The sequence below is a fragment of the Serratia silvae genome (assembly GCF_023282985.1).
GTDB lineage: Bacteria > Pseudomonadota > Gammaproteobacteria > Enterobacterales > Enterobacteriaceae > Chania > Chania silvae.
The window spans coordinates 234,517-248,370 of record NZ_JAGQDC010000004.1 but is presented as its reverse complement, the minus strand read 5'-3'; the positions used below and the strand labels follow the sequence as shown (position 1 = coordinate 248,370).

10 protein-coding genes are annotated in these 13,854 nt (G+C 57.1%); 7 read left to right on the top strand and 3 right to left on the bottom strand.

Going from position 1 to position 13,854, the window contains the following annotated elements:
* Positions 1 to 68: 68 nt before the first annotated feature.
* The 3 genes from KAJ71_RS07685 to fdhD all read right to left on the bottom strand — a co-directional run bounded on the left by KAJ71_RS07685 (position 69) and on the right by fdhD (position 3,808).
* Complete coding sequence (locus tag KAJ71_RS07685; RefSeq protein ID WP_248945172.1) at positions 69 to 1,991, bottom strand: methyl-accepting chemotaxis protein; 1,923 nt, start codon at positions 1,989 to 1,991, stop codon at positions 69 to 71.
* 246 nt (positions 1,992 to 2,237) lie between these two features.
* Positions 2,238 to 2,861, bottom strand: a complete 624-nt coding sequence (gene sodA / locus KAJ71_RS07680; RefSeq protein ID WP_248945171.1) for a superoxide dismutase [Mn] — start codon at positions 2,859 to 2,861, stop codon at positions 2,238 to 2,240.
* Positions 2,862 to 2,989: 128 nt separating this feature from the next.
* Entirely contained in the window at positions 2,990 to 3,808 is an 819-nt protein-coding gene (fdhD, locus tag KAJ71_RS07675; RefSeq protein ID WP_311294427.1) for a formate dehydrogenase accessory sulfurtransferase FdhD, read from the bottom strand.
* A gap of 181 nt (positions 3,809 to 3,989) precedes the next feature.
* On the opposite strand from fdhD, the gene fdnG reads away from it, so the two are divergent.
* The 7 genes from fdnG (at position 3,990) to selB (ending at position 13,668) form a co-directional block, all read left to right on the top strand.
* Positions 3,990 to 7,037 (top strand): formate dehydrogenase-N subunit alpha, encoded by a 3,048-nt coding sequence (fdnG, locus tag KAJ71_RS07670; protein ID WP_248945169.1) that lies wholly within the window; start codon positions 3,990 to 3,992, stop codon positions 7,035 to 7,037.
* A 12-nt stretch (positions 7,038 to 7,049) separates the two neighbouring features.
* Complete coding sequence (gene fdxH / locus KAJ71_RS07665) at positions 7,050 to 7,961, top strand: formate dehydrogenase subunit beta (RefSeq protein ID WP_248945168.1); 912 nt, start codon at positions 7,050 to 7,052, stop codon at positions 7,959 to 7,961.
* Positions 7,958 to 8,596 carry a formate dehydrogenase cytochrome b556 subunit gene (gene fdoI / locus KAJ71_RS07660; protein WP_248945167.1) on the top strand — a complete coding sequence of 213 codons (639 nt, stop codon included), beginning with the start codon at positions 7,958 to 7,960 and terminating at the stop codon, positions 8,594 to 8,596. The genes fdxH and fdoI overlap by 4 nt, the downstream gene beginning before the upstream one ends.
* Positions 8,593 to 9,522: a formate dehydrogenase accessory protein FdhE gene (fdhE, locus tag KAJ71_RS07655; RefSeq protein WP_248945166.1), complete on the top strand. Its 930-nt coding sequence runs from the start codon at positions 8,593 to 8,595 to the stop codon at positions 9,520 to 9,522. Before fdoI ends, fdhE begins: the two co-directional genes overlap by 4 nt.
* 196 nt (positions 9,523 to 9,718) lie before the next feature.
* The gene (locus KAJ71_RS07650; protein WP_248945165.1) at positions 9,719 to 10,369 is read left to right on the top strand and encodes a DcrB-related protein; all 651 of its coding nucleotides are present in this window, start codon (positions 9,719 to 9,721) and stop codon (positions 10,367 to 10,369) included.
* Between the two features lie 69 nt (positions 10,370 to 10,438).
* Positions 10,439 to 11,830 carry an L-seryl-tRNA(Sec) selenium transferase gene (selA, locus tag KAJ71_RS07645; RefSeq protein WP_248945164.1) on the top strand — a complete coding sequence of 464 codons (1,392 nt, stop codon included), beginning with the start codon at positions 10,439 to 10,441 and terminating at the stop codon, positions 11,828 to 11,830.
* Entirely contained in the window at positions 11,827 to 13,668 is a 1,842-nt protein-coding gene (gene selB, locus KAJ71_RS07640) for a selenocysteine-specific translation elongation factor (protein WP_248945163.1), read from the top strand. The genes selA and selB overlap by 4 nt, the downstream gene beginning before the upstream one ends.
* Positions 13,669 to 13,854: the final 186 nt, after the last annotated feature.

Genomic DNA, 13,854 nt, shown 5'->3' with positions numbered 1-13,854 from the left:
TAGCATAGCCTGAGTCGAGGGGGAGGAACAGAATAACCCGCCCGGAAATCACCGGGCGGAGGAAGATATTAGAAGGTCGTCCAGTTGTCTTCGGCGCTGGTGCTCGGTTTGACCATCGACGGTGTTTTGAGCTGGGGGGTTTTCGTTTCCACTGGTGCAGCTTTATCCGCCAGACGGAATACCGCGACGCTTTGCAGCAGCATCTCGGCCTGCTCTTCCAGCGAGTCAGCTGCAGCGGCAGACTCTTCTACCAGCGCGGCGTTTTGCTGAGTAGTGTGATCCATTTCCACGATGGCCTGACCAATCTGCGCGATGCCCCTGGTCTGTTCGTCGGAGGCTGCGGCTATTTCAGCCATGATATCGCGCACGTGGGTGACCGAGCGGACGATTTGCTCCATGGTGTTGCCGGTGTCTTCCACTAGTGCGGTACCGCTCTGCACTCGGTTTACCGATTCGGTGATCAGCCCTTCGATTTCTTTCGCTGCCTGGGCACTACGCTGAGCCAGATTACGCACCTCGCTGGCGACAACCGAGAAACCACGCCCTTGCTCGCCTGCTCGGGCGGCCTCTACGGCGGCGTTCAAGGCCAGTATGTTGGTCTGGAAGGCAATGCCGTTGATCAGGGTGGTAATTTCGGCGATCCGCTGCGAACTGTTGGAAATATCCCGCATGGTGCTGACGACGTTGTTGACCAGTTTGCCGCCCTGCTGTGCGGTTTGCGAGGCATCGGTCGCCAGCTGGTTGGCGTGATGGGCGTTGTCGGCATTCTGCTTCACCGTAGCGGTGAGCTGTTCCATGCTGGCGGCGGTTTCTTCCACCGCGGCGGCCTGCTGTTCGGTGCGTGACGAAAGATCGGTATTGCCCGCAGCGATTTCTCCGGCGGCGGTGGAGACCTGGCTGACCCCCATCTGGATTTTCTCAATCATATCGCGCAGGTTTTGGCTCATCGCCGCGACGGCATTGAGCAACTGGCCCAGTTCATCGCGGCGTGTGCTGGTTTGTGCCTGGCGTAGATCACCCTTGGCAATCCGTTCTGCCAGCTCCAAGGTGCTGTTGAGTGGGCGAGTGATCTGCAATGTGATACGCCATGACACCAGCAGGCCGGCAAGAATAGCGATCGCCGTGGTGATCCCCATCTGCCACTGTGCGGTATTGATATTGTTATGCGTCTGCGTCAGCTCATCCTTCATGAAATTGTTAACCAGCGTACCGATCTCGTCAGCGTAGCCGCCGAGCTGTTTGCTGATCTTTATCTCATTCTCAAAGGCAGGTAAGTAGGCAGTGATATGGCCTTTATACTCATCCAGCGTGGTCAACAGAGGTTGCAGCAACGGGCGCTGTGACTCGTTCAGGTGTTGGCTGAGCGTGTTGGCGGCGCTACGGGCGTCGTCGATAGCGCTGAGCAACGGAGTTTCGGAGCTGGCATTGGGTTGTAACACCAGGCCACGGGCATAGTAGCGGATCTGTGTTAACTTCTGGTTCAATTGGGTAAACGCCAGTTGCAGATCGGCAGTACCCAGTTGACGTTCAACCTGGCTCAGGCTGTCTTGCACTTCAGACATGTTCCAGCTTGCTCGCACCGCGTCTTTATCCGCCACGGCTTTGGCAAACATTTTCTGTTGTTGCTCATAGTTACCCAGCAACACCACCAATAGCTCCAAATCCTTGCGGCTTTGCGTATCCCAATTCAGATTCTGTGCATGGCTGGCCAGCTGTAAGGCGTTCTCGATATGTTTACGGTTACGCTCAAGGAATTCGGGATTGTATTTTTGGCTAAACATGGCGCGGTAGTATTTCGCCTGACTGATTTCACCCGTCAGCTGATAGCTGAAATCGATGCGGTTACTGCGTGATTCGATAATATTGAGGTAGGTTATCCCGGTGCCAGCGATCACAATCGCCAGTATTAACATCAGTGAAAATCCGAGTCCGAGTTTTTTACCTACAGTGAGATGAACGATTTTTCCTGCCAAAGCTTTCAATGCCGCCATGATTTTTCCCTCTTTAGGCGTTAGTCAATTGAACAAAGCATCGGCAAGGAGCGGTTAAACTTTAGCGGCAAATAGGCAAAAAGATACCCGCATCAGCGGGCATCATCAGAGATATCCCCGTCGTCTTTCAAGCTGCAGCGTTGTTACCTGCACTTACTCACCCCAGTCACTTACTAAAAGTAAGCTCCTGGGGATGAGTAAGCTTGTCGCCTAGCTGCAACTCGAAATCCATAGGGGAACGCCAAATTATTTCTTGGCTTCGGCGAAGCGTTTGGCCGCTTCGTCCCAGTTCACCACGTTCCAGAATGCCTTGATGTAATCCGGGCGACGGTTCTGGAATTTCAGGTAGTAAGCATGCTCCCACACGTCCAGGCCAACGATTGGCAAGCCTGAAGCACCGGAAACGGCTTCGCCCATCAGCGGGCTGTCTTGGTTAGCGGTAGACACCACGGCCAGCTTGTCGCCTTTCAGCACCAGCCAGGCCCAGCCAGAACCGAAACGGGTGGCGGCGGCTTTCTCGAACTCTTCCTGGAATTTCTCTACGCTGCCGAAATCGCGCTCGATAGCGGCTTTCAAATCGCCACCCAGCGTGGTGCCGGTTTTCAGACCTTTCCAGAACAGGCTGTGGTTAGCGTGGCCGCCTGCGTTGTTGCGCATGAAGGTGCGCTTGTCAGCAGGGACTTTATCCAGATCCTGGATCAGTGCTTCTACGCTCAGCGAAGCCAGCTCAGGGTAAGCTTCCAGCACGGTGTTGGCGTTGTTAACGTAGGTCTGGTGGTGTTTGGTGTGATGGATTTCCATCGTCTGCTTGTCGAAGTGCGGTTCTAGTGCGTCGTAAGCATAAGGTAGGGATGGCAGTGAATAACTCATAATCATCATCTCCAGTAGTGTAGGGCGGCGCAAAATGTGAGCACCGCGTAAGCAGTATGATGCATTATAATTAATTAAATGATATTGAAAATGATTATCAATGCCCTACAGAAATTGTGGCTTATCCCTTAATCGACAATACGCTGCGGATGAGTAAACACCGTTGCCCGGCCTGGCTTGCTAAAGCCAACCAATGTCAGGTTGCTGCGCTCGGCGATTTCCACCGCCAGTGAGGTGGCGGCAGAGACCACGAACAGGATCTCGGCGCCGCACATGGCGGATTTTTGCACCATCTCGTAGCTGGCCCGGCTGGAAACCAGGATAGCCCCTTGCTGCCATCCCTGTTTGGCGCGCACACCGATCATCTTGTCTAGCGCCACATGGCGGCCAACGTCCTCGCAGCCGCCCAGCAGTTCACCTTGTGGTGAGATCCACCCTGCAGCGTGGGTGCACCCCGTCAACTGGCCGACGTTCTGCACTTGGCGCAACTGGCCGAGGGCGCGATCGAGATTGGCCAGCGAGAAGGTTTGGGTAAAGGGCAGTGGAGTGACTGGCCGGAAGATATCCGCCAACTGCTCGATGCCACAAACGCCGCAGCCTGTACGGCCCGCCATTGCCCGGCGGCGCTCCTTCAGCCCGGCAAAACGGCGGCTGGAAAGCTCAATTTGTACTTCCATGCCGTTGCAGGTGGGATTAACCTCTATACTGAAGATATCCCGTGGCGAGTCGATAATCCCTTCCGAGAGGGAAAAACCGAGGGCGAACGCCTCCAGATCCTTTGGCGTACACATCATCACCACGTGAGAAATGCCGTTATACACCAGCGCGACCGGCACCTCTTCGGCGAGCCAATCTTGCTCTGTGGTGGCCAGTTGCCCGCGTTGGTACACCGGAGCCTGGATCAGGCCCGTGAGCGCGTTCACATTTGTGGGCTGTTCTTGGTTAATTTTGTTCACTTTCTTGGCACCTGTTTGTAACAACCCTACGCCTGCTATGGTATTATTGCGGCGCCGTTGCGGCCCATTTGGCCAATACCCACATAAGAATAGTAATTTTAGCGCTTCCCGCTTTGAGGGGGAAAGCGTCATTTGAAACAATGTGACAACACGAGAGAGAAAGGAGACCCCCATGCAGGTCAGCAGAAGGCAGTTCTTTAAGATCTGCGCTGGCGGTATGGCAGGCACCACGGTGGCCGCACTGGGCTTTAGCCCTGCGGTGGCGCTAGCGGAAACCCGGCAGTACAAGCTGCTGCGCGCCCGTGAAACCCGTAATACCTGCACGTATTGTTCCGTCGGCTGTGGGCTGTTGATGTACAGCCTTGGTGATGGCGCCAAAAACGCCAAAGAGAGCATCTTCCATATCGAAGGGGATCCAGACCATCCGGTAAACCGTGGTGCACTGTGCCCGAAAGGTGCAGGTCTGGTGGATTTCATCCACAGCGAAAGCCGTCTCCAATACCCTGAATATCGCGCTCCAGGTTCAGACAAGTGGCAACGCATCAGCTGGGACGACGCCTTTACCCGCATCGCCAAACTGATGAAAGAAGACCGCGATGCCAACTTCGTCAAAACCAACGATCAGGGCGTTACCGTCAACCGTTGGTTGACCACCGGTATGCTGTGCGCTTCGGCCTCCAGCAACGAAACCGGTATGCTGACCCAAAAATTTAGTCGCGCTCTCGGCATGCTTGCCGTAGATAACCAGGCGCGTGTCTGACACGGACCAACGGTAGCAAGTCTTGCTCCAACATTTGGTCGCGGTGCGATGACCAACCACTGGGTTGATATCAAGAACGCCGACTTAATTATCGTCATGGGTGGGAATGCGGCAGAAGCGCATCCAGTGGGATTCCGCTGGGCGATGGAAGCCAAAATTCATAATAAAGCCAAGCTGATCGTCATCGATCCGCGCTTTACCCGTACTGCATCCGTGGCGGATTTCTACACGCCTATCCGTTCAGGTACCGACATTGCTTTCCTGTCGGGCGTCTTGCTGTACCTGATCACTAATAACAAGATTAACCGCGAGTACGTGGACGCCTACACCAACGCCAGCCTGCTGGTGCGGGAAGACTTCACCTTTGACGACGGCCTGTTCAGCGGCTACGACGCAGATAATCGCAAATACGATAAAACCACCTGGAACTACCAGCTCGACGAGAACGGCTTCGCCAAGCGTGATACCACGCTACAGGACCCGAACTGCGTGTGGAATCTGCTGAAAAAGCACATCAGCCGTTATACGCCAGAGGTGGTGACCAACATCTGCGGCACGCCAACCGAAGACTTCCTCAAGGTTTGCGAATATATCGCCGAAACCAGTGCCAACGACAAGACGGCCTCGTTCCTCTACGCCCTGGGCTGGACACAGCACTCGGTGGGGGCGCAGAACATCCGCACCATGGCGATGATCCAGCTGCTGCTTGGCAATATGGGCATGGCGGGTGGTGGTGTGAATGCCTTGCGCGGCCACTCCAATATCCAGGGTCTGACCGATCTGGGTCTGCTGTCACAAAGCCTGCCGGGCTATATGACGCTGCCTTCCGAGAAACAGACCGATCTGGAGACCTACCTGAAAGCCAACACGCCGAAGGCGCTGCTGCCGGGTCAGGTAAACTACTGGAGCAACTACCCGAAATTCTTCGTCAGCATGATGAAGAGCTTCTACGGCGACAAAGCGCAGAAAGATAACAGCTGGGGCTTTGACTGGTTGCCGAAGTGGGACAAAGGCTACGATGTCCTACAGTATTTCGAGATGATGTCGCAGGGGAAAGTGAATGGTTATCTCTGCCAGGGCTTTAACCCGGTTGCCTCATTCCCGAACAAGAACAAAGTGGTGGCCTCGCTGGCCAAGCTGAAGTTCCTGGTAACTATCGACCCGCTGAACACTGAAACCTCCAACTTCTGGCAGAACCACGATGAGTTCAACGACGTTGACCCATCGAAGATCCAGACCGAAGTGTTCCGCCTGCCGTCCACCTGCTTTGCCGAAGAGAACGGTTCAATCGTTAACTCCGGCCGCTGGCTGCAATGGCACTGGAAAGGGGCCGATGCCCCAGGGGAAGCGCTGAACGACGGTGAAATTCTGGCGGGGCTGCTAATGCGCCTGCGCGAAATGTACACCCGTGACGGCGGCGCGGTCCCTGAGCAGTTGCTGAACATGTCCTGGGATTACCTGACCCCGGAAAATCCGAAGCCAGAAGAAGTGGCAATGGAGAGCAATGGCCGGGCGCTGGCAGATGTCCTCGATCCAGACGGCAAAGTGTTGGCGAAGAAAGGCGAACTGCTCAGTACCTTCGCGCACCTGCGTGATGACGGCACCACGGCGAGTGCCTGCTGGATCTTCGCAGGTAGCTGGACGCCAGCGGGCAACCAGATGGCGCGCCGTGATAACGCCGACCCTTCTGGCCTTGGCAACACGCTGGGCTGGGCCTGGGCATGGCCGCTGAACCGCCGCATCCTGTATAACCGTGCGTCTGCCGATCCGGCGGGTAAACCGTGGGATGCCAAACGCCAGTTGCTGGAGTGGGACGGTGCCAAGTGGGGTGGGGTCGATATCCCGGACTACAGCGCTGCCGCACCGGGCAGCGATGTCGGGCCGTTTATCATGCAGCCGGAAGGCATGGGCCGCCTGTTTGCCCTCGACAAAATGGCCGAAGGGCCGTTCCCGGAACACTACGAGCCGTTTGAAACGCCGCTCGGTACCAACCCGCTGCACCCGAACGTGGTGTCCAACCCGGCGGCGCGCGTGTTCAAAGACGATCTGGCCGCGATGGGCAAATCCGACAAGTTCCCGTATGTCGGTACCACCTATCGCCTGACCGAACATTTCCACTACTGGACCAAGCATGCGTTGATCAACGCTATCGCTCAGCCAGAGCAGTTTGTGGAGATTGGCGAGAAGCTGGCCGAGAAGAAAGGCATCAAGCAGGGCGATACGGTCAAAGTCAGCTCCAACCGTGGCTATATCAAGGCCAAGGCGGTGGTGACCAAACGTATTCGTACCTTGCAGGTGAATGGCCAGGACGTGGACACCATCGGCATCCCGATCCACTGGGGTTACGAAGGGGTGGCGAAGAAAGGCTTTATTGCTAACACGCTGACGCCGTTTGTCGGCGACGCCAATACGCAAACGCCAGAGTTCAAGGCGTTCCTGGTTAACGTGGAAAAGGTGTAACGGAGACGAATTATGGCAATGCAATCTCAAGACATCATTCGTAAATCCGCCACCAATGGCTTCACCCCGGCACCGCGCGCGCGCGATCACCAGGAAGAAGTGGCCAAGCTGATTGATGTCACTACCTGTATCGGCTGTAAAGCCTGTCAGGTGGCCTGTTCTGAATGGAACGATATCCGCGATGAAGTGGGGCACAACGTCGGGGTTTACGATAACCCCGCCGATCTGACCGCCAAATCGTGGACGGTGATGCGCTTCTCTGAAGTTGAGGAGCACGGCAAGCTGGAGTGGCTGATCCGCAAGGATGGCTGTATGCACTGCGCCGATCCGGGCTGCCTGAAGGCGTGCCCATCGGAAGGGGCAATCATCCAATACGCCAACGGCATCGTCGATTTCCAGTCCGAACACTGTATCGGCTGTGGCTACTGCATCGCCGGTTGCCCGTTCGACGTGCCACGCATGAACCAGGAAGACAACCGGGTGTACAAATGTACCCTGTGCGTTGACCGCGTTGGCGTTGGCCAGGAACCGGCCTGTGTGAAAACCTGTCCGACCGGGGCGATCCACTTCGGCACCAAAGAAGCGATGAAAAATGTCGCGGCGGAACGTGTCGATGAACTGAAAACCCGTGGTTACCAGAATGCCGGTCTGTACGATCCGGCTGGCGTGGGCGGCACTCACGTGATGTACGTTCTGCATCACGCCGATAAACCGCAGCTGTATCACGGTTTACCGGATAACCCGACCATCAGCCCGGCGGTGACTTTCTGGAAAGGGGTATGGAAGCCGTTGGCCGCCATCGGGTTTGCTGCCACCTTCGCGGCCAGTATTTTCCACTACGTTGGCGTGGGGCCAAACCGCGTTGAAGAAGAGGAAGAGCAGGATCCGAAGGACGAGCATCATGATGAGGAGACGCGCAAATGAGGAAGGAAAAGCCAATTCAGCGCTACAGCGCGCCGGAGCGGATTAATCACTGGATTGTGGCGTTCTGCTTTATTTTTGCCGCCATCAGCGGGCTGGGATTCCTGTTCCCGTCCTTCAACTGGCTGATGAATATCTTTGGTACGCCACAGCTGGCACGCATCCTTCACCCCTTCACCGGGGTGTTAATGTTCGTCGCGTTCTTGCTGATGTTCCTGCGCTACTGGAAGCACAACCTGATCAACCGGGAAGATATCGTCTGGGCGAAAAACATCCACAAAATTGCTATGAATGAGGAAGTGGGTGACACTGGGCGTTATAATTTCGGTCAGAAGTGCGTATTCTGGGCGGCGATCATCAGTCTGGTGCTGTTGCTGGCCAGTGGTATCGTTATCTGGCGGCCATACTTTGCCCCAGCCTTCTCCATTCCGCTGATCCGCATCGCGCTGGTGGTGCATTCGTTGGCAGCGGTGGGGTTGATCATCGTGATTATGGTGCACATTTACGCCGCGCTGTGGGTAAAAGGCACCATTACCGCGATGGTGGAAGGTTGGGTGCCGGCTGCCTGGGCCAAGAAGCATCACCCGCGCTGGTACCGTGAGGTCCGCGAGAAACAACAGGAAGACAAACCCAGATGAGTATCCGCATCGTTCCTAAAGAGCAGTTAGGGGCACAGCGTGAAAAGTCTTCAACGGCGGAAACTATTCCGCCGTTACTTTTCGCCAATTTGAAGAGCCTTTATACCCGCCGAGCCGAACGTCTGCAGCAACTGGCCGCAGACCATCCGCTGGGTGATTACCTCAATTTTGCCGCCAGCATTGCGCAAGCGCAGCACAACGCCTGCCACGATAATCCGCTGGAGCTGGATCTCGGCGAAACGCTGACCCAGAGCGCGGCCAGCGGCAAGCCGCCGTTGGACATAAACATCTATCCGCGCAGTGAACACTGGCACAAGCTGCTGGCATCGCTGATCGCAGAACTGCGCCCGCAGGCACCGGAACACGTGCTGGCGGTGTTGGATAACCTGGAGAAATCCTCGTCCCATGAGCTGGAGCTGCTGGCCAGCGCCCTGCTGAAAGGCGAGTTTGCCAAAGTCGGCAGCGACAAAGCCCCGTTCCTTTGGGCTGCGCTGTCGTTGTACTGGACGCAGATGGCCAGCCAGATCCCTGGCAAGGCACGGGCCGAGTACGGCGAGCATCGCCAGTTTTGCCCGGTTTGCGGCAGTATCCCGGTTTCCAGCATGGTGCACCTTGGTACCGTGAACGGTCTGCGCTATCTGCACTGCAACCTGTGCGAGAGCGAATGGCACGTGGTGCGGATAAAATGCAGCAACTGCGAGCAAACCGGCGATCTCAACTACTGGTCACTGGAAAGTGAGCAGGCCGCGGTGAAAGCGGAAAGCTGTGGCGATTGTGGCACCTACCTGAAGATCCTCTATCAGGAGAAGGACCCGAAGGTTGAGGCGGTGGCCGACGATCTGGCTTCGCTGATCCTCGATGCCAAGATGGAAGAGGAAGGCTTTGCGCGCAGCAGTATCAACCCGTTCCTGTTCCCTGGGGAATAATGACAGTTGGTTTTTTCGTTCGACCCTTGCCACTGTAATTGCCCAACTCAACTCCATCACTTTTGCAGCTCCCTCTCCCTGTGGGAGAGGGTTGGGGTGAGGGGGGTAGGCCGCGACTTTCGGATTAGACATCTGGCAAACCGGGAAGCGAGTTGCTACCGTTACGCCAAGACGCGTAACGCGAAAGGAAGAGATGATGTTGAAGACCCTTGCCAAAGGCGCGGCGCTGGCCGTGCTGCTTACCGGGCTGGTAGCCTGCGATAACCAGGACAGCAAAAAACCGGAAGTCCCCGCACCCGCGCCAAAGCCGGTCGTGACACAACCCGTAACGCCAGCCCCAGCGCCACCGGTGGAGGAACCCAAGCCTGCCCCCGGCCTGAACGTCTCGTTGCAAAAGGGCAAGATCACCTTTGAACTGCCGCCGGGCTTCAGCGATCAGACCAAGCTGAGCGGGATTATCAACGACAATAAATCGACTATTCAGCTGTTCCTCGACAGCAAATCACGCCAGCGCACCGTCGCTTCGGAAGTGATCCCGCCGGAAGACATGAAGATCAATACCAGTGATGCGATGCTCAAAGAGCTGACGCAAAGCATCATTACCGAGCTGTCCGACCGTTATCAGAACATCAAGAAAACCAAAGAAGAGAATTTCACCGTCGGTAAGCAGAAGTTCCATCGTCTGGATACCGAACAGACGGTCAACGGGCAAAAACTGGTTTCCACCATTGTGTTGACGGTGTTCAATAAACGGGTTGTCACATTGCAGCTGTTAACGCCGGCTAAAACACTGGATCTACATCATGCACTGGTACAGCGAATTATTGATACCATGCAGGTTAAATAACCTGACTGGTTTGACTCAGCACGCCAATAAGCCAGTTTGCCGAAACCGGACATTGAAAACCGAGTGACCATGAGCACTGAATCCCAGCATCTTTACAGCCAGTTACCTGCCATTGACCGCCTGTTGCGCGATCCTGCCGTTGAACCTGCCGTCGCCAAACACGGCCAGACGCTCATCAGCGAACTGCTGCGCCAGATGCAGACGCAGGCGCGTGAAGCCATCAAGACGCAGCAACAGCTGCCCGCCTGGTGTCAGGACTGGCCGCAGGCGCTACATGCCCGCCTGGAGCAGCAGCAGCGCCCGGCATTGCAACCGGTGTTCAATCTCAGCGGTACCGTGCTACACACCAATCTGGGGCGAGCGCTGTTGGCGCAACCGGCAGTGGATGCGGTGGTCAGTGCCATGAGCAGCGCCGTGACGTTGGAATACGATTTGGATGGCGCAGGCCGTGGGCATCGCGATCGGGCCATCGCGGGTTTACTCTGCCAACTCACCGGGGCGGAAGATGCCTGCATCGTCAACAATAATGCGGCGGCGGTGCTGCTGATGCTGGCGGCGGTGGCTCCGGGCAAGCAGGTAGTGGTATCGCGCGGCGAACTGGTGGAGATTGGCGGCGCGTTCCGTATCCCGGACGTCATGCGCCAGGCGGGCTGCCAACTGGTGGAGGTCGGTACTACCAACCGTACACATCTGAAAGATTATCGTGCCGCCATCAACGAGCAAACCGGCCTGTTGATGAAGGTGCACACCAGTAATTACAGCATTCAAGGGTTTACCGCTGCGGTCGATGAAAGCGAACTGGCGGTGTTGGGCCACGAACAGGGTATTCCTGTGGCGACCGATTTGGGCAGTGGCTCGCTGATCGACATGGCGCAATACGGTTTGCCAGCCGAACCAATGCCGCAACACCTGATTGCCGCCGGTGTCGATCTGGTGACCTTCTCCGGTGATAAATTGCTGGGCGGGCCGCAGGCCGGGATTATTGTCGGTAAAAAGGATCTCATTGCCCGTCTGCAACAGCACCCACTCAAGCGCGCTCTGCGCGTCGGCAAAATCACCTTGGCGGCGCTGGAAGCCACGCTGCGCTTGTATCAACAGCCTGAATTGCTGGCAGAACATTTACCGACCTTGCGCTTACTGACCCGTCCACAGCAACAGATGCAGGAAGCAGCCGAACGTTTACAGAGCCAGTTGGCTCCGCGGTTTGCTGGCCGCTTCGAGCTGTGCAGCGAGCCGTGTTGGTCACAGATTGGCAGCGGTTCGTTGCCGGTAGATCGCCTGCCGAGCTACGCTCTGACCTTTGCTCCACTTGATGGGAGAGGCGCAACGTTAGAAGGTTTGGCCCAGCAATGGCGCGGTTTGCCGCAGCCAGTCATTGGCCGCATTAACGACGGCAAACTGTGGCTCGATCTGCGTTGCCTGGAACAGGAGGGCGCACTGGTTGAGGCGCTGAGCGCATGATTATTGCCACCGCAGGCCATGTCGACCACGGCAAAACGACCCTGCTACAGGCGATCACCGGCATCAATGCCGATCGTCTGCCGGAGGAACAACGCCGTGGCATGACCATCGATCTTGGTTATGCCTATTGGCCACAGCCAGATGGTCGCGTGCTGGGGTTTATCGACGTTCCCGGCCATGAAAAATTCCTCGCGAATATGCTGGCGGGCATTGGCGGCATCGATCATGCACTGCTGGTGGTGGCCTGCGACGATGGCGTCATGGCACAAACCCGCGAGCACCTGGCGATCCTGCGCCTGAGTGGCAGAGCGCAGTTGACGGTGGCGCTAACCAAAGCCGACCGAGTGGATCCTGCACGAGTTGCCGAAGTGCAAACCCAGGTGTTGGCCGCATTGGCGCAGCAGGGCTGGCATGATGTGCCGGTATTTATCACAGCGGCGGCACTGGGGGAAGGTATTGATGAGCTGCGCCAGCATTTGTTGGCGTTGCAACCCGGTGAGCACTTACTATCGCGCCGTTTTCGTCTGGCTGTGGATCGCGCCTTCAGCGTCAAAGGTGCCGGGCTGGTGGTAACAGGGACGGCGCTGGGCGGCAGCGTGGCGGTAGGCGATACGCTGTGGCTGACCGGTGCAGATGTGCCGGTGCGGGTGCGCGGCTTGCATGCGCAGAATCAGGCGGCAGAACAGGCGATTGCCGGGCAACGCATTGCGCTGAATATCAGCGGTGACGTCAGCAAAGACCAGCTAACGCGCGGCGACTGGCTGTTGGCGCAACAACCGCCAGCGGCGGCAGAGCGTATTCTGGTAGCGATAGAGGCCGATGTGCCGATCCAGCACTGGCAGTCGCTACATATTCATCATGCTGCCAGCCATATCACCGGGCGTATTGCGCTACTGGCCGACAACCTGGCGGAACTGATCCTCGATCGTCCGCTGTGGCTGGTGGAAAACGATCGGCTGGTGTTGCGTGATATCAGCGCTCGCCAAACACTGGGCGCTGCACGCGTGCTGGGGCTTTCTTCGCCGAAACGGGGTAAGCGTCAGCCGGAGTATCTGGCCTGGCTGGCAGCGTTAGCTCAGGCATCCAGCGATGGGCAGGTGCTGGATTTGCGTTTGCCGGGGAGCGCACTGGATTTGGCTGCGTTTGCCTGGGCACGACAGCTGACGGATGACGGCCTACAGGAACTGCTGGCCGGTTATGCCCTGATGATCTCCGGCGAGATGGCGTTGGCCCCGGCCAACGTGCAAGCGCATGAGCAGCGTCTGTTGCAGGTATTGGCCGAATATCATCAGCAACATGCCGATCAACTCGGCCTGGGGCGCGCTCGCCTGCGCCGTATGGCATTACCGGCGCTGCATGAGCCGTTGGTATTTATGATGATCGATCGGCTGCTGGCGGCGGGTTTGCTGCGCAATACGCGTGGCTGGCTGCATCTTCCCGAGCACGGTTTGGCGTTCAGCGGCGAACAACAGGCCCTGTGGAGCCGCATTGAGCCGCTGTTTGGTGAAGAGCCATGGTGGGTGCGCGATCTGGCCGCCTCGCTGGGCGAAGAGGAAAACGGCGTTCGTGCCACGTTGCGCAAGGCGGCACAGCTTGGCTACGTCACCGCCGTGGTGGTCGATCGCTACTACCTCAGCCAGCGTATCGAACAGTTTGCCGCGATGATCCGAGAGCTGGACGCCACGCAAGGTAGCACCAATGCCGGTGACTTCCGCGATCGGCTGGGGGTTGGCCGCAAGCTGGCGATCCAGGTATTGGAATTCTTCGATCGCAGCGGCTTTACCCGGCGCAAGGGGAATCAGCACCTGCTGCGGGATCGCGGGCTGTTTGGCGGTTGAAAGTTTGGGGGCGCACTGTTGCTCCCAGTTTAAAAAATTGTGACATCCTTCATGCGTTTGAGCATTGTTTCGCCATTTCTCCTCATAAACCCCTATTATCCTGGCTAGGGATAGTTTACCGCTTCTTAAGTTTGATCACTGGATCTGCGGCCATGGTGCCGTGAACCTGCTTACCGTCTACGGGCG